We start from the raw sequence: 20,776 nt of genomic DNA, 5'->3' as shown, positions 1-20,776 counted from the left end.
CTGATGCCAAATCGCTCCGGGAAGCAGCTTACCATACTGGTGGTGGATGATGAACAGGTTATCCGCGACCTCTGCAGTAAGGGACTAAAGCAGTACCGGATCCTGCAGGCAGGCTCGCTTCAAGACGCTCTTAACTGCTATACCGCCCAAATGGTGGATCTGGTTCTGACTGATATCCAAATGCCCGGTGGCAGTGGAATTGACCTGCTGCGAGAGATAAAAAAGGCAGATCCAAATGCGGTGGTTTTGGTCATGACCGGCTTTGGAGACAAGGAGACAGTGTTGGAGGCGTTGCGGGCTGATGCCGATGACTTTATCCAGAAGCCGGTTAATCTGCTGCACCTGCAGACAGCAATTGAAAAAGCACTGAGCAGGCGAGCTTTAAAGGAAGAGCTGGCTGCGATGCAGTATCTTGACAGCCTGAAAGGTGCGTTTCTCTCGCTTGTTTCCCACAAGCTGAAGACTCCCTTGACCTCCTTGTCGCTGGGGCTTGAAGAGCTTGAACGGTATGCGTCGCGTCTCTATCAGACAGAGGCCTGCCACCTGCGGCTGGTATCCATGCGGGAGGATCTGGGTGCGCTGGCCGGTTTGATGACGTCGCTGGTTCGTATGCATCAGGCCTTGGGGGCGCCGGGTAGCGGCATGGTCAGGTGTGATCTGGCTGAGGTAGTAAAAAGTGCTGCAGAGTCAGTTGAGCGGGCCTCTGCAAAGAGTGGTGTCTCACTGACGCTTGATCTGACAGCTGTCCCTGCAGTGCGTGGTAACCGTGACCGGCTTATTTTTGCGTTGCAGCAGCTACTTGAAAACGCGTTTAAGTTTACCAGCAGCGGCACAGTGGCAATTAGCCTTACGTCTGCCGACCAGCACGCTACTATTACCGTCAGGGATACTGGTTGTGGCATTGCTGAAGATGAAATGCCCAAGATCTTTGAACGGTTTTATCAGGTTGACCCGGATGCCACGGGCCAGGTGCCTGGTTTTGGTCTGGGCCTGTTTTGTGTACGGGAAATAATCAGGCAACATGGTGGTTCAATTACGCTGAGTAGTCAGCCAGGCCAGGGAACAACGGTAGCCATTAATCTCAGCTGTTTAGAGGAGTAACCATACAGTGAAGCATCTGATAGAAAAAGCTAATAATCTGATGGAGGCATTGCCATATATCAGGCGTTTTGCCGGTAAAACCTTTGTGATCAAGTATGGCGGCCATGCCATGTCAGATGAGCGGTTGAAGGAGTCGTTTGCCCTTGACGTGATCATGCTCAAGTCACTGGGAATCAACGCCGTGATTGTGCATGGCGGTGGTCCCCAGATCAATGAAACCTTGAAACGGTACGGGATCGTCTCTGAATTTGTGCGTGGTATGCGGGTGACTGATAGTGAGACCATGTCGGTGGTTGAAATGGTGCTGGTGGGGCAGGTTAATAAAGAGGTGGTTGGCTACCTGAACCAGCATGGTGGCAAGGCGGTCGGGTTGTGCGGCAAGGATGGCAGTCTGCTGCTATCCAGAAAACTGCTGCAGGAAGTGACGGCCGAGAACGGCACGGTTGAACAGATAGATATCGGCTATGTGGGAGATGTGGTCAAGGTTAATACGGACCTGATCAAGACCCTGGAGCAGGGTGGTTATCTGCCGGTGATTGCCCCGGTAGGGGTGGGGCTTGAAGGGGAAAGCTACAACATCAATGCCGATGTGGTGGCTGGACGGGTTGCTGCTGCACTAAATGCGGAGAAACTAATCCTGTTGACCGACACTCCTGGTGTGCTGGACAAGGATAAAAAACTGATCCAGAAAATCAGTGTCGCTCAGATGCATGTCCTGATTGAAGATGAGTCCATCACCGGCGGTATGATACCGAAGGTAGTCTGTTGTGCCGAGGCACTGAATGACGGCGTGAAGAAGGCCCATATCATTGACGGAAGGATGGAGCATTCGGTTCTGCTTGAGATCTTTACGGATGTTGGTATCGGGACGGAGATAACCAAATGACAAATCAGCAATGGGTTGAACGCTCTGATAAAGTAATCATGAAGACCTACGGACGGTATCCGATTGTACCGGTCAGGGGTGAAGGGTGTCGCCTGTGGGATGCCGACGGCAAGGAATATCTGGATTTTCTGGCTGGCGTGGCGGTCAACAATCTTGGCCACTGTCATCCCAAGGTGGTCAAGGCGATCCAGGACCAGGCTGCAACCCTGATCCATTGTTCCAACTACTACCAGATACCTCAGCAAATTGAACTGGCTGAACTGCTCTGCAACCACAGTTTTGCTGATAAGGCATTTTTCTGTAATAGCGGTGCTGAAGCCAATGAAGCGGCCATCAAGCTGGCCCGTAAATACAGCCGAGAGAAGCACAATAATCCTGAGCGCTATGGGATTATCACTGCTGCAGACTCGTTCCATGGCCGTACCATGGCCACGGTCTCTGCTACTGGCCAAGAGAAGGTGCAGCGCTTCTTTGATCCGTTGTTGCATGGCTTTGCCCATGTGCCGTTCAATGATCTGGCAGCCCTCGAGGCGGCCATTACCCCTCAAACCTGCGCAATCATGCTGGAACCGATTCAAGGGGAGGGTGGCATCAATATTCCTTCCGTGGAATACATGCAAGGGGTGCGTGAGCTGTGTGACCGTCATCAACTGCTGCTGATTCTTGATGAGGTGCAGGTGGGGATGGGCCGGACCGGCAAGCTGTTTGCCTATGAGCATTTTGATATTACCCCTGACATCATGACTCTGGCCAAGGCGCTGGCCGGTGGTGCACCGATCGGCACCATGCTGGCACGGGATGAGGTGGCTGCCTCCTTTACCCCCGGTACCCACGGTTCCACCTTTGGCGGCAACCCGTTGGTGACCGCCGCAGCCATAGCCACGGTGCGGGCTATTTTGGAAGAAGGACTGTTGAACCGGGCAGAGGAAATGGGTGAGTACCTGCATGGTGAACTGGAGAAGCTGGGGAGCAGGTATCCCTTTGTCAAGGAAGTGCGGGGGATCGGTCTAATGATCGGCATGTCGCTCTCGATTCCTGGTGGAGATATTGTTAAAAGAGGACATGAGCTGGGGCTGTTGTTGAACGTGACCCATGATACGGTCTTGCGTTTTGTGCCTGCCCTGACGGTCAGCAAACAGGAAGTCAATCAGATGATTCAGATTCTGGATGGAATTTTTAAGGAGATACAGGCATGACGCGGCACTTTCTGGCGTTACACGATTTTTCAAGGCAGGAGCTTGATGCCATGCTGGCTCTGGCTGCAGAGCTGAAGCACAAGCAGAAAAGCGGTGTTGAACATCACCTGCTGAAAGGCAAGACCCTGGCCATGATCTTTGAAAAGGCCTCCACCCGTACCCGTATCTCCTTTGAGGTGGGTATCTATCAGTTGGGTGGCCACGGCCTGTTTATCTCTTCTGCCAATTCCCAGATGGGGCGGGGGGAACCGATCAAGGATTCTGCCCGGGTGATGGCACGCTACTGTGATGGTGTGATGATCCGTACCTTTGGCCAGGAGATCGTGGATGAGTTTGCCCGTTACTCTGATGTACCGGTGATTAACGGTCTGACCGATCTGTTTCACCCCTGTCAGATAATGGCAGACCTTCAGACCGTGATCGAGCATAAAGGTGGGTATCAGGGACGTAAGTTTGCCTGGGTGGGTGACGGTAATAACATGGCCAATACCTGGATCGAGGCTGCCGCCATCTTCGGGTTTGACCTGGCGCTGGCCTGCCCCCAGGGGTATGAACCGGACCGTCATGTCTGGGACTGGGCGCAGAAGCAAGGCACTGCTTCAATTACCATCACTGAAGATCCTGAAGAGGCGGTGCGTGATGCTGATGTGATCAACACCGATGTCTGGGCCAGTATGGGGCAGGAGTCTGAGCAGAAACAACGTGAATTCGCGTTTCAGGGTTACTGTGTCAATGATGAATTGCTGGCAGCGGCCAAGCCTGACAGTGTCGTACTGCACTGCCTGCCTGCCCACCGTGGCGAGGAAATCAGCGACAGCGTGATTGAAGGGAAGCAATCGGTTGTCTGGGATGAAGCGGAAAACAGATTACATATCCAAAAGGCCATTATGGCCACATTGATGAAATAACAGAGATTTTTAAGGAGACACGCAATGGCAAAAAAACAAGATGTAAAAAAGATCGTCCTGGCCTACTCCGGCGGGCTGGATACCTCCATCATCCTTAAATGGCTGAAGAATGAGTACGATGCAGAGATCGTGACATTCTCTGCAGATCTTGGGCAGGGTGACGAGCTGGAGCCGGTGCGTGAAAAGGCGCTTAAGACCGGTGCGAGTAGCGTTTATATTGATGACCTGAAGGAAGAATTTGTCCGTGATTTTGTCTATCCGATGTTCCGGGCAAACGCCATTTATGAGGGACATTACCTGCTGGGAACCTCCATTGCCCGTCCGTTGATTGCCAAGCGTCAGATGGAGATCGCCAGGATTGAAGGCTGTGATGCGGTTTCCCACGGTGCTACTGGCAAGGGTAATGACCAGGTCCGTTTTGAACTGGCCTACTACCATTTTGACCCTTCCATTACCGTCATCGCTCCTTGGCGGGATTGGAAGCTGAACAGCCGTAAGGCGCTGATCGCCTATGCCAAAAAGAACGATATTCCAATTCCAATCACCAAGAAGCGTCCCTGGTCTTCAGACCGCAACCTGCTGCATATTTCCTTTGAAGGTGGCATCCTGGAAGATACTTGGGCTGAGGCACCGGAAGAGATGTATGTGCTGACCTGCAAGCCGGAAAAAGCTCCTAACAAGGCTCAGTATGTTGAGATTGAGTTTGAACAGGGCAATGCCGTGGCGGTTGACGGTGTGCGGATGACACCGGCCCAGCTGCTGGCTCACCTGAACACCATTGGTGGCCTGCATGGCGTTGGCCGGGTCGACCTGCTGGAAAACCGCTCGGTTGGTATGAAATCCCGTGGCGTTTATGAGACCCCCGGCGGCACCATCCTGCGTGAAGCACACTCTGCTGTTGAACAGATCACCATGGACCGTGAAGTAATGCGGATCCGTGACTCGCTGATTCCAGAATATGCCCGTCAGGTCTATGCCGGTTACTGGTTCTCGCCAGAGCGTGAAATGCTGCAGACCCTGATCGATGAATCACAGAAGACCGTTAACGGCGTAGCACGGGTCAAGCTGTACAAGGGATATTGCCGCACCGTTGGCCGCAAGTCCGAGACCAACTCGCTGTTCAACCTGGATTTTGCCACCTTTGAGAAGGACAAGGTTTACAATCAGGCTGATGCAGAAGGCTTTATCAAGATCAACTCCCTGCGCTTGCGGATCCGTTCCCTGATGCAGGGCAAGAAGTAGGTTTGTGACCAAACCACGCTACAAGAAGGAACATATCGTCACTTCTGTGGTGGCGGTAATTATTGATGAACAGGAACGGGTGCTCCTCACCAGGAGGAGCATCCCGCCTTTTAAAAATATGTGGGTCATGCCAGGCGGTAAGATTGATCTGGGGGAGCCGATTGCAACGGCCCTCAGGCGGGAAGTGGATGAAGAGGTCGGGTTAGATGTTGAGGTAGGCAGCCTGATTGATGTCTTTGAACACCTTACCCCCGGTGAAGAAAACTGCCACTACGTTATCCTGTTTTACCGTTGCAGACCGGTTCATTATGATCTTGCTCACAATCCGGATGAGGTCGCCGAGGCAAGCTGGGTGCCACGACATGAACTTGCAGCCTACCTGATGCCTGACGGAACCCGCACCATCCTTGGGAAAATTTTCCCTGAGCTTGTCACAGTCGACCCGGAGTCGCGCTGATGCCAAAGATCATTGATACTAAGGTTAATCTTGCCTTTCCATTGGGGCATCATCTGCACTGCCTGATTGCTCAGCTACCCAACCACCTGCATAAAACCTCTGGCTTTCATCCGGTAGAAGAACAACAACAGTGGCAGGCGATCAATTCAGTCCTTGATCTGGTGGCAGCAGGTGAAGGGAATCTTAAAAAGCTTCATTTTTTGCTGTTTCCTGAATCCAGTCTGCCGGTAAGCTGTCTTGATCAGCTGCTTGCAACGGTTGATCAGGGTTTCAGGCCCAATACGGTTACCATGATCGGCGTCGAGCATGTCAGCCTGCGGGAGTATCGTCGCTATCTTGAACGTTTCAAGGCTGATAACCAGGAGGCGATAGAGCTGGTTGATCAGGATATTGACTCGGGTGATGTGCTGGATATGCCGGTTAACTGGTGTCTGGTTCTGGTTAAGGAGTCTGATAACAGACTGCGGGTCTTGCTGGAGGCAAAGAGTCATCCCTTCCATGGTGAAGAGTTTATTGACAAGTACCATGATCTCTACCGGGGGCGGCATTTTTACCTGTTACGCAGTAGAGCCTCCTGCTTCAATTTTATGGCGATTATCTGTCTTGATTATCTCTACCGTGACCTGTATAGCTCCAATATCAAGCAGATCATTGACCATGCAAATCAGCTCTACTTTAGCACTCGTCAGGGTTTGGATGCCCTGTTTGTGATCCAGTGTAATCCCAAGCCGGAGCATCAGGCCTACCGTGATGTGGTTAGTGGCTTCTACGGAGAATATCTTGAGGACACCCCCGGTGTGCGGGAAACGGTAACGGTTTTTGGCAACGCCTCTGATGAGACTCTGCTGGAAGGGGTGCCGCTGTCAACCGGATTCGGACAGTCCTCTGTGGTGATTAATCGCCACCACCGTCTGGAACAGGTGGTGTCTGAAGAGTTTGTTGCCGATGACTTTGGTGGCGCGCCGGTTTGTCGCCTCCGGTTTGGTCGTGGCACACGCCTGCTCTATTTTAATCTGCCCTTGCACCATGAAATAGATCCGCGCAGTTCCAGGGTGCCGCTGAAGGTGCATGCCATTTTGCAGCGCTCTCTTGAAGATAGATGGGAAAAGGTGCAGTCAGTTACCTTCGTTGGTGGCATCTAACACGTAATCAAGGAGATTTTTGTATGTCGCAGGATAAATTATGGGGCGGGCGTTTTACCCAGCCGACCGATACCTTTGTGGAAGAGTTTACCGCCTCAATTGATTTTGACAAGCGGCTGTATCATCAGGATATTCGTGGCTCGGTTGCCCATGCACGGATGCTGGGACGGCAGGGGATCATACCTCAGGAAGATGTAGACAAGATTGTCCACGGTCTGGTGGGTATTCTACAGCAGATCGAGGCCGGGCAATTTGATTTTTCAATCAGCCTGGAAGATATCCATATGAACATTGAGGCCCGCCTGTCCCAAAAGATCGGTGAGGCAGGCAAACGACTGCATACCGGACGGTCCCGCAATGATCAGGTGGCACTGGATATCCGACTCTATCTGCGTGACGAGATCGTTGAGGTGGTGGCCTACCTGGAGATGCTGATTGATTCATTGCTGGAGCAGGCAGAAAAGAACATTGAGGTGGTGATGCCTGGCTTCACGCACCTGCAGTCTGCACAGCCGATCCTGTTTTCTCACCACATGCTGGCTTATGTGGAGATGTTCAAACGTGACAAGGCTCGTATGGAGGATTGTTTTAAACGGGTTAACGTGCTGCCTCTGGGGGCTGGCGCCCTAGCCGGTACTACCTTCCCGATAGATCGGGAGTATGTGGCTGAGCAGCTTGATTTTCCAACGGTGACCCGCAACTCACTGGATTCGGTTTCTGATCGTGATTTTGCCATTGAGTTCATCTCTGCCTCATCAATTTTGATGATGCACCTTTCTCGTATGTCAGAAGAGCTGATTATCTGGTCTACCAGCGCCTTCCGTTTCGTTGATCTGTCCGATGGTTTCTGTACCGGTTCCTCGATTATGCCCCAGAAGAAAAATCCGGATGTGCCTGAGCTGGTGCGTGGCAAGACCGGCCGTGTCTATGGCAATCTGATGGCTTTGTTGACGGTGATGAAGGCTCTGCCCTTGGCCTATAACAAAGACATGCAGGAGGACAAGGAGCCGCTCTTTGATACAATTGATACGGTTAAGGGTTCACTCAAGATCTTTGCTGATATGATCCGTGAGATGCGGGTTAATGTCGCTTCCATGGGGCGTGCAGCTGGTCAGGGATTCTCAACTGCAACCGACGTGGCTGACTATCTGGTTCGCAAGGGGTTACCGTTCCGGGATGCCCATGAGGCGGTCGGGAAGTCGGTGGCCTACTGTGTTGAAAATGAGATGGAGCTGGAAGAACTTTCTTTGGCTGAGTGGCAGCTGTTTTCGCCGCACTTCAGTGATGACATCTTTGCAGCCATTACGGTTCAGGCCAGTGTTAATGCACGTAATGTGATTGGTGGTACTGCTCGCAGCCGTGTTGAAGATGAGATCCGGCGCTGTCGGGAAGGGAAGTAGCATGCAGGCTAGACAGGTCGCCCTCATGGTTGCATCAGCCGCCATGCTCATGACAGGCTGCGGTAAAAAAGGTCCCTTAATATATCCTGATATGCTGATCGCCCAGCCGCCGCAGCAGTTGAAGGTAGAACAAAGTGGCTCTGCGTTGCGTCTTTCCTTTGATTTGCCTGATAAGGATCGTTCAGGTCGCAAGCTTCAAGATCTTGAAGCGGTGCTGATAGGACGGCGAGTATATCAGGAAAATGACTGCGTCAGCTGCAAGGATCAGTATCAGGCGCTCCAGAAAGTTGATCCTGCTTTCCCTGCGCCAGCCCAACGTCAGGGCAATCGGATTGTCGTTGTTGATACTGATGTGCGCAATGGTGAACGGTATCAGTATCGCCTGCAGGCGGTTCAAAAGGGCGGTATTACGGGAGCTGCCACAACAACTGCTATGGTGAAACTGCTGGCGGCTCATCAGCCACCGGAGCTAAAGGCTCGCTCTGTCTTTGGCGGATTCATTGCGCTTAACATCAACAGCAGTATTCAAAAAGATGCAACATTGGTTGGCTACACCATTTATCGAGGGGAAGGTTCTGGAGCACTTGTCCCGATTAGCACCTTGACAGGAGGAACTACCCATTACGAAGATCAGGCTGTGCAGCGTGGTGTGACCTACCGTTATGCTGCCAGCGTTGTGGTAAAGCGCGCTGATGGAATGCTGGCTGAAAGTGAGCCCTCTGCTGCTGTTGCCATCAGTGTTGCGGACGACCCAAGCTAGTTTTTAAAAAATTAAGCTTTCTACACAAGAAAAGGCGGCCGAATCACTCGGTCGCCTTTTCTTGTTTGCATTGCAAGGTAGAAGAGGTTGCTAAAATTACTTGGCAACGGTCTCCAGAGCCTTGATCATAACATCCTTGTAGGGGTTAGCGAACAGGATGATCAGACAAACAACCAGAACGTAGATTGCCAGGGACTCGATCATGGCCAGACCGATCATCATGGTGGTCAGGATCTTGCCGGAAGCGCCGGGGTTGCGGGAAACGCCTTCAACAGCACTCTTTACAGCCAGACCTTGGCCGATACCGGTACCGAAAGCGCCAATAGCCATACCAAAACCTGCAGCCAGCATACACATTGTGAAAAAGTTCATCTGTACTACCTCCGTGTGGTGTGTGCTCCTAAACAGTATAGGAGAAAAATGGATAATTGTTAATTTAGTGTGCTTCTTCCAGTGATCCCTGGATATAGATCATGGCCAGCAACATAAAGACGAACGCCTGAATAAAAGAAACCAGTACGCCCATCAGCATCATTGGCAGAGGTACCAGGAAGGGCGCCAGGGCAAAGAAAATCATCAGAACCAGCTCATGGCCGTTCATGTTGCCGAAAAGACGCAGGGTAAGGGATACCGGACGGGAGAGGTGTCCAATCAGTTCAATGAAGAACATCAGCGGTGCCAGCCACCAGATCGGTCCCAGGAAGTGCTTCAGGTAGTGAAAACCGTGATGCTTGATGCCGATTACGTGGGTTGCCAGAAAAACAACAATGGCGCAGGCTGCTGTTGTGTTGATGTTGGCGGTAGGTGGATAGAAACCGGGGATCAGGCCCACCAGGTTGGACACCAGAATAAAGAGGGCTAGTGTGGCAATTAACGGAAAGAAGGGGCGGCCATGCTCGCCCATGGTCTCAACGATCATGTTTTCAATGCCATCGACCACAACTTCCATAAAGTTTTGCGTGCCGCTCGGTATGGTCTTCAGCGCGCTGGTAGCAATCAGTGACAGTACCAGCAGCAGTGCTATGACCGTCCAGGTGTAAACTACTGCATTAGCTGAAGCGTCAGAAATATGCAGCAGGTGCTGCAATTTTGTGCTGAGGAACTGGAGAAACAACAACGGGTGGACCATGGGTCAATCTCCTTTATAAAACGCTGAATACAGAGTTAAAGCAATTATGACAGCCACTATCACCGATAAACCAATCAGTAGGGCAATAATGGAAAAACGACCAGAGGTCAGAACGGCATAGAGTATGACAGCAGTTATACTTAATCGAAGCAGGTAGCGGACTGCTGCAGAACCTGCTGATGGTGCGATTTGGTGATCTAGTAGCTGGCGCAACGTCCTGCGCTGCCAGACAAAGTTAATGATGGCAATGCTGCCGCCAGCAAGAATACCTAAGCCAACAGGATCCGTATAAAAGAAGAAACCAGTTGCTGTTGCAATAACAAGCAGGAAAATGCTTGATTGCAAAATAAGTGTCGGTAATCTCGTCTCGTTAATCGTTGCCACTGTTCAGATTTTTAATCTCGCGCCGAGTGATGATATAGACATTCTTAAACCCGGCAGCGATGCCAATCATGAGGAAAATCCAAAAAAACCAAGGCGCTGTACCCAGCCAGCGGTCTAGTGTAAGCCCAAACCAGACGCCGATAGCAATGGCAAGCACAACAGAAATGCCCATGCTGGAAACTGTTCCGATATTGCGGAAAATGTCACGAAGTTCGCTCATTTCCGCCTCCGGCCAGCAATGATTGTATACAAAACCTGTTTCTCATAGCACAGTGACGCTTGCAGTGTCAATTGTTTCGTGAATCATGCGATGAGTTTGAAGCACTTGCGGGCTGCAGCAATAGTCATCTCGATGTCCTGTTGAGAGTGTGCTGCTGACATAAAGGCTGTTTCAAATTGAGATGGAGCCAGATAGATCCCTTCATCAAGCATTGCAAGGAAATAACGGGCAAATGCCTTGGTGTCGCAGGTGGCTGCTGTGGTCCAGTCAAAGACTTCGTGGGGGCTGAAAAAGGCGCAGAACATACTGCCGACCCTGGCGGTGTAAAGAGGGTATCCCGCTTCTTTAGCCGCTAACGCAAGCCCTTCTGAAAGCTGGTGGCTTTTTTCTTCCAGTTGTTGATAAAAACCAGGTTGTTGCAGCAGCTTAAGGGTTTCAATACCGGCGGTCATAGCCAGTGGGTTGCCTGACAGTGTGCCGGCCTGGTAGACGCCGCCTGAGGGGGAAAGCTTTTCCATTATCTCGCGCTTGCCGCCAAAAGCGCCAACCGGTAGGCCGCCGCCTATGATCTTGCCCAGCGTGGTCATGTCCGGGGTGACGCCATAGAGTGTCTGTGCGCCGCCATACGCTACGCGAAAACCACACATTACCTCATCAAAAATCAGAATAATGCCTTCGTTGGTGCAGATTTCTCGGAGTCCTTCAAGGAAGCCGGGACGAGGAGGGACGGTGCCCATGTTTCCAGCAACCGGCTCCAGAATGATGCACGCCACCTGGTCCTTATTTTCAGCAATCAGTGTAGTGACTGATTCCAAGGAGTTGTATTCTGCGGTCAGGGTGTGTTTGGCAAAGTCTGCAGGTACACCCGGAGAGTCAGGCACGCCAAAGGTGGCAGCGCCGGATCCTGCTTTAACCAGCAGCGCATCGGCATGGCCATGGTAGCAGCCGGAAAACTTGAGGATCTTGTCGCGACCGGTATAGCCACGAGCCAATCGGATGGCGCTCATGGTTGCCTCGGTGCCAGAGCTGACCATGCGAACCATCTCTATAGAAGGCACGGCATCTATCACCATCTGCGCCAGGGTAATTTCTAGCTCTGTTGGGGCGCCAAAGCTTGAGCCGTTTTCCATGCACTGCTTAACAGCGTTGACCACGGCAGGGTAGCAGTGGCCAAGGATCATGGGTCCCCATGAGCCTACGTAGTCGATGTAGGTATTGTTGTCTTCATCAATTACGCGGCTCCCCAAAGCCTTTTTGATAAACAGCGGGTCGGCGCCAACGGATTTAAAGGCCCTGACGGGGCTGTTAACGCCGCCGGGAATTATCTGGCGTGCCTGGTCAAATAATAGGTGAGAACGAGAATGGGTCATTTGTGGGGTGCCTCCATTTGTGAACGTAGATCGGTTGCGCTTTTGTACCTGTTGCCATGTTCGTTTGTCAATTTAGTTCGTTTATTGTAGAAAAACTTACCCGGTTTTGTGTCTAAAAAGTCTTTATAGCCTTACAAAAACTAATAAAAAAAGCATGTTACGTAGTTAAAAATGATTTAATGCGGGGATAAAAAAAAGGGAAAAAGTGCTTGACAACCGGCACCCAAATGCAATAGGTTTGCTGCGTTTTGTATACAGTATACGTGTAAAGTCTTGAAAGAAACTGCTTGGGGAGGAAATAGAGAATGCTTGGTACCTATCTACCCATTATGCTGCTGATCCTGATTGCGCTGGCCTTTGGCCTTGGTTCAGTGGTGTTTTCTTCGTTGATTGGCCAGAAGAAGTATTCAAAGGTCAAGATGGCACCGTACGAATGTGGTTGTGAGCCTGTCGGCACTGCACGCGAACGGTTCCCAATCAAATTTTATCTAATCGCAATGTTGTTTATTCTGTTCGATATTGAAGCTGTTTTTCTTTATCCCTGGGCGATTCTGTACAAGAAGCTTGGTCTGTTCGGGTTGGTAGAGATGGGGATCTTTGTTGTGATCCTGTTTGTTGGTTATATCTATGTCTGGAAAAAAGGAGCACTGGAATGGGAGTAAATCAGCCCCTCGGTGGTAACGTAACCGTTACGTCACTTGATAAGCTGGTCAACTGGGTCAGGAAGTCCTCCATCTGGCCGATGACCTTCGGTCTGGCCTGCTGTGCCATTGAGATGATGGCAACTGGTGCGTCGCACAACGACCTTGACCGCTTTGGTATCATTTTCCGTGCTTCGCCACGTCAGGCAGACTGTATTATTATCGCTGGTACGGTAACAAAGAAGATGTTGCCGGTAATTCAGACGGTCTATGAGCAGATGCCTGAGCCTAAGTGGGTAATTGCCATGGGCGCCTGTGCCTGTTCTGGTGGTATTTTTGATACCTACAGTGTTGTGCAGGGTATCGATGAGGCTCTGCCGGTTGATGTCTATATCCCGGGTTGTCCTCCCCGTCCAGAAGCTCTGTTGTATGGTCTGATGAAGCTGCAGGATAAGATCATGCAGGAGAGTAACTCGTTTGGTTCCGTATTCGGCCTGGGTGAGCGGGTATCCACGGTCTGATTTTCTAGGTTGCTACGAATTCACTATTACTGAAAAGGTTTCGACGCTATGGCAGACACAAATCGCGCCGTTGAAAAACTGCAAGGGAAGTTCGAGGCCTCCATTCTGGAGGTGAAGCAGGACCGTGGTGACTGGATTGTTACAGTCAGGAAAGAGGATATCATTGCAATTCTTGCATTTTTGAAGCAGGAGTGCAAATTCGATATGCTGACTGATGTGACAGCCATTGACTATCTTGGTAAGGCTGCTGACCGTTTTATGATGGTCTATCAGTTGACATCGGTGCTGTTTAAGGATCGTCTGAGGGTCAAGGCGCCAGTTGCTGAGGCTGAATGCGTAATTGCCAGTGCTACACAGGTTTATAGTTCGGCAAACTGGCTGGAGCGTGAGGTTTTTGACCTGTTTGGCATCCGTTTTGATAAACATCCGGATCTGCGTCGTATTCTGATGACGCCTGACTGGGTAGGGCATCCGCTTCGTAAGGATTACCCGTTACAGGGGCCAGGCCGTGAGCCGTACAAAGGACGTCTTTCCTGATTAGAACCATTACGCACTTAACGAGCAGACGAGGCTATACATGGCTAACAACGAAATTATGACCATTAACATGGGGCCACAGCACCCCAGTACCCACGGCGTTTTACGCATGGTGATTGAGCTGGATGGCGAGACTATCCTTAAGATTGATCCAGATGTCGGCTATCTGCATCGCGGTGTTGAAAAGTTGTCTGAGCATCGTACTTATCACCAGACGCTGCCGCTGACTGATCGTCTGGACTATTTGGCTCCAATGAGTAACAACCTTGGCTATATGCTGGCGGTTGAGAAGCTGCTGGATATCGATGTTCCTGAGCGGGCACAGACAATCAGGATTATCATGACAGAGTTGACTCGTCTGCAGTCACATTTGGTATGGCTTGCCTGTCACGCCCTTGATATCGGTGCTATGACCGTCTTTATCTACGCTTTCCGTGAGCGTGAAGCCATCATGGAGACCTATGAACTGATCTCCGGTGCGCGGATGACTTCCAACTTCTTCCGTGCCGGTGGCCTGTCACAGGATGTGCCTGCTGAATTTGAGAAAAAAGTGCGTGACTTCATGGCAGAAATGCCTGGATTTATTGATACTTATGAAGGTTTGTTGACCGGTAACCCAATCTGGCGCAAGCGTACCATTGGTAATGGCGTCATCTCTGCTGAGGATGCCACCGATATCGGCATCACGGGACCAGCTCTGCGTGGTTCAGGAGTTAACTTTGACCTGCGTCGTGATATACCGTATGCAGGTTATGAGAACTATACCTTTGAAGTTCCGGTTGGTACTGAGTGCGACACCTTTGATCGTTACAAGGTCCGTTTAATAGAGATGCGTGAGTCCTGCAAGATTGTTACTCAGGCAATGGATCGCCTCAAGCCAGGACCGGTGCTTTCTGATGAACCGCAGGTCTGTTATCCGCCTAAAGATTCGGTTTATAATAGCATCGAAGGCCTGATTCACCACTTCAAGATTGCCAGCGAAGGTTACGCGGTGCCTGAAGGTGAAGTCTATATGGGTATCGAAGCTCCTAAGGGTGAGCTCGGCTTCTATCTGGTGAGTGACGGTAGCAGCAAACCCTATCGTATGAGAGTGCGTCCGCCATCATTCATTAACCTGCAGGCTATCGAAAAGATGGCAAAAGGTGCAATGCTTGCAGACCTTGTAGCAATCATCGGTACCCTGGACATCGTGCTGGGCGAGATTGACCGCTAAACTGAGACCGAAAAGGGAGGCCGCAGATGAGTGAAGCGGTTGCAACTACAGAGACTACCGAAGTGGAAGAGCCGGTTATTGATCTGGCCCTTGCAGAAGAGGTAATTCAAAAATACAAGGATATCCCTGGTAACCTGATGCCGGTTCTGCAGGGGATTCAAGAAGCCTATGGGTATGTGCCACGCGTCACCGTTGATTATGTGGCAGAGCGCCTGAATGTCTATCCCAGCCAGATTTATGGTGTACTGACTTTCTATGCTCAGTTCCACCTCAAGCCACGCGGTAAGTTTATTATCCGCGTCTGTATGGGTACGGCCTGCCACGTTCTGGGGGCTGAGCGGATCAAGGAGTCGTTCCATGACCGGATCGGTATTGGACATGCTGAAACAACACCTGATCGTCGATTCACATTCGAGCTGGTAGCCTGTCTAGGAGCCTGTGGTATGGCACCGCTTGCCATGGTCAATGATGAGACCTACGGCAAGATGACAGTTCAAAAGGTAGATGAGATCATCAAGGAATATTCTTCGCTCCCGATCTAGTTACGGGACGTTCGTCAGGGGATAGAACACATGGCTGAAGCTATCAAGATATTGATCTGCCAGGGAACGGGCGGTATCTCCGCCGGCGCTAAGAAGGTAGAAGCCGAGTTTAATCGGATTATTGCCGAAAAAGGGCTTTCTGCAACTGTTGGTAAGCGTTGTGACGTGGTTAAGACCGGTTGTCGTGGACTTTGTGCCAACGACGTTCTGGTTGACATCGTCGATGAAAAAGGCTGTACCACCTATGACTTCGTCCTGCCGGAGGAAGTTGCCAAGTTGGTTGATGAGCATATTGTTGCTGGCGAGCCGATCGAGAAGCGTAAGGCAAAGCCATACTATAATAAGTTTGTTGATGCACAGCAGCGGGTTGTCATGTCAGGCTGTGGCCAGATTGATGCTGAATCCATTGATGCGTACCTTGCAACAAATGGCTTTGATGCAATCAAAAAATGTATTACTGCAATGAAGCCAGCTGAAGTTACTGAAGAAGTAAAGAAATCAGGATTGCGCGGCCGTGGGGGCGGTGGTTTCCCTACCGGTTTGAAATGGTCATTTTGCGCAGCTTCGCCAGGTCATCATAAGTATATCATCTGTAACGCTGACGAAGGTGACCCAGGTGCCTTTATGGACCGGTCCATCCTTGAAGGTGACCCGTACTGCCTGATTGAGGGTATGATGATTGCCGGTTATGCCATCGGCGCACAGTTTGGTTATGTCTATGTCCGGGCTGAATATCCTCTGGCAATCCAGCGTCTGCAAAAAGCCATCGATACCTGCTACGAAAAAGGGTATCTGGGTAACGACTGCATGGGACTCGGTTTTGAGTACAACATGCGGATTAAAATGGGTGCTGGTGCCTTTGTGTGCGGTGAAGAAACCGCTTTGATGGCATCAATTGAAGGTGAGCGTGGTATGCCTCGCCCGCGTCCGCCTTTCCCTGCTGTTAAAGGTCTGTGGCAGAACCCCTCAAACATTAACAACGTAGAGACCTTTGCCAACGTTCGACACATCATTAATAACGGTGCAGAGTGGTATGCTGCTATCGGAACAGAAACCACCAAGGGTACTAAAATCTTTGCGGTAACCGGCAAAGTAAAACATACCGGCCTGGTTGAAGTACCTGCTGGTATGAAGGTTCGTGACGTTATTTATGAGGTTTGCGGCGGTATTCTGAATAACCGTAAGTTTAAGGCTGTCCAGGCTGGTGGTCCTTCGGGAGGTTGTATTTCCGCGGAACTACTTGATACTCCGGTTGACTATGATTCCCTGATCAAGGCTGGTGCCATGATGGGTTCCGGTGGTCTGGTTGTTATGGATGAAACCACCTGTATGGTTGATATCTCAAAGTTCTTCCTGACCTTTACCCGGATGGAATCATGCGGCAAGTGTGTACCCTGCCGGATCGGTCTGAAGGCCATGCTTGATATCCTGATCAGAATTACTGAAGGTAATGGTCGTGACGGAGATATTGAGACCTTGATAGATCTTGGTACTACCATTAAGCAAGCCTCGTTATGTGGTCTTGGTCAGACCGCGCCAAACCCTGTTCTCTCTACCATCCGTTACTTCCGTGATGAGTATGAAGCCCATATCAACGATAAACGTTGTCCCTCAAACTCCTGTAAAGAACTGTTGCTCTGGCAGGTGGTTGAAGACAAGTGTGTTAAGTGCGGTGCCTGTAAGAAAGCGTGTCCGGTAGATGCGATTGTCTGGGAAAAAGGCGAAATTGCCTACCTGGATAAAGAAAAATGCACCAAGTGTAAGTCCTGTTATGACGCCTGCCGTTTCATGGCAATTGAGTAGACAGTTCCTAGAGACAACTTACGTAAGACGAGGTTGAGATGGTCACTCTGACGATAGATGACAAGCAGGTATCAGTAGAAAAGGATGCAACAATTTATGACGCTGCCAAAGCAGCTGGCGTCAGTATTCCGATCCTTTGCCACGACAAGAAGCTGAAGCCCTTTGGCGCCTGCCGTATGTGTCTGGTTGAGGTTGAGCAGATGAAAGGGCGTTTGATCCCTGCCTGCACCACACCGGTTACCGAAGGTATGATCGTCCGTAGCAGTACTCCGCCGGTCGAGAAAGCCCGTAAACTGGTTTTGGAACTGTTGATGCTCAACCATCCGCTTGACTGCCCTGTGTGTGATAAAGGTGGTGACTGCGAACTGCAGAACCTTGCCTATGATCACAAAGTCAATTCCAACCGTTTGGCTGATGAAAAATTTCACCATGAAATTGACTACAATAACCCACTGATTGAGCGTGATCAGAACCGCTGCGTACTCTGTGGAAAATGCGTTCGTATCTGTGACGAAATTGTAGCTCGCGGAGCTTTGACCTTTATCAGCAGGGGTATTGAAACAAAAATCGGTACCGAGTTTGATGGCCCGCTCAGCTGTGAGTTCTGTGGTTCTTGTATCTCCGTCTGCCCGGTTGGTGCATTGCTTGCCCGTCCTTTCAAGTTTAAGTCACGTTTCTGGGCAATGACCAAGAAAAAGTCGGTCTGTGGCTACTGTGGCACTGGTTGCAACGTAACTCTGGGTGTTAAGGATAATAACGTTCTGACTACGGTATATGACGAAAATCAGGGTTTCCATAATGGTCAGCTCTGTGTGCGTGGCCGTTTTGGATATCAATTCATCAGCTCTGATAAACGTCTGAAAAATCCTCTGATTCGTAAGAACGGTCAGCTGGTTGAAGCTGGCTGGGATGAAGCTTTGTCGCTGGTTGTTGAGCGCTTGAAAGGTGCCGGTTCTGCCGCTGCAGCACTTGCAACTCCGCGTCTAACCAATGAAGAGCTGGTGCTGTTGAAGCAGTTGATGACTCAGCAGGTTGGTTCTCAGAATATCGACCATTCAGCAGGCTATGGTCACGCTGCGGTTTCAGAAGGTCTTGGTAAAAGTCTTGGTGTGGTCGCCTCATCAGCAACTATTCTTGATATCCAGAAAAGTGACCTGATTCTTGCTATAAAGACTGATATCTATGAGACCCACCCGGTGGTCGGTTTTGAAGTCAATATGGCTGTTAAGAATAAAGGTATCAAGCTGCAGATCATCTCTGACAAGCGTGGCAAACTGTCCCGCTTGCCTGGTGCTAACCTGCTGCTTAATAAGCCAGGTAGCGATGTGGCTTTGTTGAATGCCGTTGCAAAAGTGCTGGTTGATGAGAATCTGGCAGTTACACCGGCAGCCCCTGAACTGGCTGCTGCTCTGAATGACTTTACTCCTGAGAAGGTTGCCGAGCTTACCGGCGTTGCTGCTGATGCTATACGTGAACTGGCTCGTGCGTATGCAGCGGCTGAGAAGGCCATCATTCTCTTTACAACAGGGCTTGCCTATCCTGGTGCTGATGCACAGCTTGCCCACGCTGCTGCTAACCTGGCTATTCTAGGTGGCAAGTTGGGTAAAGAAGGATCAGGCATACTGGCGCTTCAAGAAAAGAACAACAGCCAAGGTGCACTTGATGTCGGCTTTGTTCCGGGACAAGGTGGCTTGGATGCGCAGCAGATCCTTGCTGGCTGTTCAGCAGGCAGCGTTAAGACCCTTTTAATTGCAGGAGAGAATCCGGTTGTTTCCTACCCAGCACAGGCGGTGGTTAAAAAAGCTCTCGATGCAGTTGAGTTTCTGGTAGTTGCAGACCTGTTCCTGACAGAAACAGCTCAGCTTGCTGATGTCGTGCTGCCGGTTTGTTCCTATGCAGAAAAAGAGGGCACTTTTACAGCAACAGACCGTAGAGTACAAAAAATCACCGCTGCAATTCCTGCTGTAGGTCAGAGCAGACCAGAGTTTCAGGTTTATGGCGAACTGATTCGCTTGCTTGGCGGGCAGGCTGCTGCTACCCAGGCAGAGGCATTTGCTCAGATTTCTGCCTATGCAGGAATTTCATACTCTGAACTTGGTGAAGGTGGTGCTTTTGCCGCTGTAAAACTGCAGCCAGTTCAGGTTGTACCAAAAGTGACAGTACCAGGTGTCGAAGCAGGGAAGTTTACGCTGCTGACTGGTGCAGCACTGTACCACTGTGGCACCATGTCTCTATACGGTGAGGGAACAGTCTCTGTCTGTGGTGAGGCATATGTTGAAATTTCTCGCAGTGATGCAGCAAAAATGAATATTGCCGAGGGTGCTGAAGTAAAGTTGACCTCATCTACTGGTACGGTTTCAGTTAAGGCCCGTATTTCACCACGGATGTCAGAGGGTGTTCTGTTTGCACCTTATCACTTTGCTGATGCATCAATTAATACTGTCTGGTCTGGTGCTGCCGCAACTGGCGTAACCATTTCCAAGTAACGATTTGTCTGAGTCTTAACGCTACCAGAGAAGGAAGAGGGACCGATGGGAATCGAGATTCTAGGACTGCCACTGTACTACTACATCGCCATGGTGGCCAAGGTGTTGATCGCGTTTGTATTCGTGCTTCTTACCGTGGCCTATGCGACCTATGCCGAGCGTAAGATAATCGGCTGGATGCAGGTACGGGTCGGACCGAACCGTACAGGTCCAATGGGTTTATTACAGCCTATTGCAGACGGCTTGAAGCTTTTCTTTAAAGAAGAGATCATTCCTGCTGAATCCAACAAGTTTGCTTTTCTGATTGCGCCATTGATAGCGCTTGTACCTGCCTTCATTACCTTTGCGGTCATACCTTTCGGGGATACCATCAAGGTATTTGGGTATGATGTGCCTTTGCAGATTGTTGGCTATTATGACTCAGGCGCAGGTAAGGTGGTTGATATCAACGTCGGTATGCTCTATGTGTTGGCCATGTCTTCACTTGGGGTCTACGGTATAGTGCTTGCTGGTTGGGCTTCAAACAGTAAATACTCTTTGCTTGGCGGTCTTCGTGCGTCAGCTCAGATGATTTCCTATGAACTTGCAGCCGGTCTGGCAATTATTCCGGTCTTTATGCTTGTTGAGTCACTTTCGTTACAAGAAATTATTAAGGCTCAGGCAGGAATGAAATGGTTCATTTGGAACAGTCCAATGACCTTTGCCGCCGGTATGATTTTTTATGTAGCTACACTTGCCGAAGTAAACCGTACTCCATTTGACCTTCCAGAGGCTGAAACCGAGCTTGTGTCAGGTTTCTGTACTGAGTACTCATCCATGAAATATGCCATGTTCTTTA

Annotated in this window: 22 protein-coding genes; 17 read left to right on the top strand and 5 right to left on the bottom strand. The window is 50.5% G+C overall.

Annotation, left to right across the window (positions count from 1 at the left end; genetic code table 11):
* Positions 1-3: 3 nt before the first annotated feature.
* From OEL57_RS01820 to OEL57_RS01780, 9 genes are read left to right on the top strand one after another with little or no spacing between them, the layout of a single operon-like run.
* Positions 4-1,101, top strand: coding sequence for a sensor histidine kinase (locus OEL57_RS01820; RefSeq protein WP_300736264.1), 1,098 nt, complete (start codon positions 4-6; stop codon positions 1,099-1,101).
* 7 nt (positions 1,102-1,108) lie between these two features.
* On the top strand, positions 1,109-1,987 hold the full coding sequence (gene argB / locus OEL57_RS01815; RefSeq protein ID WP_300736261.1) for an acetylglutamate kinase: 879 nt from the start codon (positions 1,109-1,111) through the stop codon (positions 1,985-1,987).
* The gene (locus tag OEL57_RS01810) at positions 1,984-3,183 is read left to right on the top strand and encodes an acetylornithine transaminase (RefSeq protein ID WP_300736258.1); all 1,200 of its coding nucleotides are present in this window, start codon (positions 1,984-1,986) and stop codon (positions 3,181-3,183) included. Before argB ends, OEL57_RS01810 begins: the two co-directional genes overlap by 4 nt.
* Positions 3,180-4,091 (top strand): ornithine carbamoyltransferase, encoded by a 912-nt coding sequence (gene argF / locus OEL57_RS01805; RefSeq protein ID WP_300736255.1) that lies wholly within the window; start codon positions 3,180-3,182, stop codon positions 4,089-4,091. The genes OEL57_RS01810 and argF overlap by 4 nt, the downstream gene beginning before the upstream one ends.
* Before the next feature lie 24 nt (positions 4,092-4,115).
* A complete protein-coding gene (locus OEL57_RS01800) occupies positions 4,116-5,333 on the top strand; it encodes an argininosuccinate synthase (protein ID WP_300736252.1) in 1,218 nt (405 codons plus the stop codon).
* Positions 5,334-5,337: 4 nt separating this feature from the next.
* Positions 5,338-5,790: an NUDIX domain-containing protein gene (locus OEL57_RS01795; RefSeq protein ID WP_300736250.1), complete on the top strand. Its 453-nt coding sequence runs from the start codon at positions 5,338-5,340 to the stop codon at positions 5,788-5,790.
* Positions 5,790-6,932: a hypothetical protein gene (locus OEL57_RS01790; protein WP_300736247.1), complete on the top strand. Its 1,143-nt coding sequence runs from the start codon at positions 5,790-5,792 to the stop codon at positions 6,930-6,932. Before OEL57_RS01795 ends, OEL57_RS01790 begins: the two co-directional genes overlap by 1 nt.
* Positions 6,933-6,955: 23 nt before the next feature.
* The gene (gene argH, locus OEL57_RS01785; RefSeq protein WP_300736244.1) at positions 6,956-8,332 is read left to right on the top strand and encodes an argininosuccinate lyase; all 1,377 of its coding nucleotides are present in this window, start codon (positions 6,956-6,958) and stop codon (positions 8,330-8,332) included.
* A gap of 1 nt (position 8,333) precedes the next feature.
* A complete protein-coding gene (locus OEL57_RS01780) occupies positions 8,334-9,092 on the top strand; it encodes a hypothetical protein (protein ID WP_300736241.1) in 759 nt (252 codons plus the stop codon).
* A gap of 96 nt (positions 9,093-9,188) precedes the next feature.
* Here OEL57_RS01780 and atpE read toward each other — a convergent pair whose 3' ends face one another.
* The 5 genes from atpE to hemL all read right to left on the bottom strand — a co-directional run bounded on the left by atpE (position 9,189) and on the right by hemL (position 12,195).
* Positions 9,189-9,464 (bottom strand): ATP synthase F0 subunit C, encoded by a 276-nt coding sequence (gene atpE / locus OEL57_RS01775; protein ID WP_300736238.1) that lies wholly within the window; start codon positions 9,462-9,464, stop codon positions 9,189-9,191.
* A gap of 64 nt (positions 9,465-9,528) precedes the next feature.
* Positions 9,529-10,221 carry a F0F1 ATP synthase subunit A gene (gene atpB, locus OEL57_RS01770; RefSeq protein WP_300736235.1) on the bottom strand — a complete coding sequence of 231 codons (693 nt, stop codon included), beginning with the start codon at positions 10,219-10,221 and terminating at the stop codon, positions 9,529-9,531.
* A 3-nt stretch (positions 10,222-10,224) separates the two neighbouring features.
* On the bottom strand, positions 10,225-10,605 hold the full coding sequence (locus tag OEL57_RS01765) for an ATP synthase subunit I (protein ID WP_300736230.1): 381 nt from the start codon (positions 10,603-10,605) through the stop codon (positions 10,225-10,227).
* On the bottom strand, positions 10,592-10,825 hold the full coding sequence (locus OEL57_RS01760) for an AtpZ/AtpI family protein (protein ID WP_300736227.1): 234 nt from the start codon (positions 10,823-10,825) through the stop codon (positions 10,592-10,594). The genes OEL57_RS01765 and OEL57_RS01760 overlap by 14 nt, the downstream gene beginning before the upstream one ends.
* Before the next feature lie 83 nt (positions 10,826-10,908).
* A complete protein-coding gene (gene hemL / locus OEL57_RS01755) occupies positions 10,909-12,195 on the bottom strand; it encodes a glutamate-1-semialdehyde 2,1-aminomutase (protein WP_300736224.1) in 1,287 nt (428 codons plus the stop codon).
* 305 nt (positions 12,196-12,500) lie between these two features.
* On the opposite strand from hemL, the gene OEL57_RS01750 reads away from it, so the two are divergent.
* The 8 genes from OEL57_RS01750 to OEL57_RS01715 all read left to right on the top strand — a co-directional run.
* Entirely contained in the window at positions 12,501-12,857 is a 357-nt protein-coding gene (locus tag OEL57_RS01750) for an NADH-quinone oxidoreductase subunit A (RefSeq protein WP_300736221.1), read from the top strand.
* A complete protein-coding gene (locus OEL57_RS01745) occupies positions 12,848-13,357 on the top strand; it encodes an NADH-quinone oxidoreductase subunit B (protein ID WP_012471167.1) in 510 nt (169 codons plus the stop codon). The genes OEL57_RS01750 and OEL57_RS01745 overlap by 10 nt, the downstream gene beginning before the upstream one ends.
* Positions 13,358-13,405: 48 nt before the next feature.
* The gene (locus OEL57_RS01740; protein ID WP_300736214.1) at positions 13,406-13,894 is read left to right on the top strand and encodes an NADH-quinone oxidoreductase subunit C; all 489 of its coding nucleotides are present in this window, start codon (positions 13,406-13,408) and stop codon (positions 13,892-13,894) included.
* 40 nt (positions 13,895-13,934) lie between these two features.
* The gene (nuoD, locus tag OEL57_RS01735) at positions 13,935-15,107 is read left to right on the top strand and encodes an NADH dehydrogenase (quinone) subunit D (RefSeq protein WP_300736211.1); all 1,173 of its coding nucleotides are present in this window, start codon (positions 13,935-13,937) and stop codon (positions 15,105-15,107) included.
* 26 nt (positions 15,108-15,133) lie between these two features.
* The gene (gene nuoE, locus OEL57_RS01730) at positions 15,134-15,649 is read left to right on the top strand and encodes an NADH-quinone oxidoreductase subunit NuoE (RefSeq protein WP_300736209.1); all 516 of its coding nucleotides are present in this window, start codon (positions 15,134-15,136) and stop codon (positions 15,647-15,649) included.
* A 30-nt stretch (positions 15,650-15,679) separates the two neighbouring features.
* Entirely contained in the window at positions 15,680-17,452 is a 1,773-nt protein-coding gene (locus tag OEL57_RS01725) for an NADH-quinone oxidoreductase subunit NuoF (protein WP_300736206.1), read from the top strand.
* 38 nt (positions 17,453-17,490) lie between these two features.
* Positions 17,491-19,938: a molybdopterin-dependent oxidoreductase gene (locus tag OEL57_RS01720; RefSeq protein ID WP_300736204.1), complete on the top strand. Its 2,448-nt coding sequence runs from the start codon at positions 17,491-17,493 to the stop codon at positions 19,936-19,938.
* 45 nt (positions 19,939-19,983) lie between these two features.
* Positions 19,984-20,776: complex I subunit 1/NuoH family protein (locus tag OEL57_RS01715; protein ID WP_300736202.1), on the top strand; the 793-nt coding region annotated here is incomplete at its 3' end.

This window comes from Trichlorobacter sp. (assembly GCF_030247655.1).
Taxonomy (GTDB): domain Bacteria; phylum Desulfobacterota; class Desulfuromonadia; order Geobacterales; family Pseudopelobacteraceae; genus Trichlorobacter.
The sequence above is the reverse complement of the archived record's forward strand: the minus strand, read 5'-3'. Positions and strand labels throughout refer to the sequence as shown.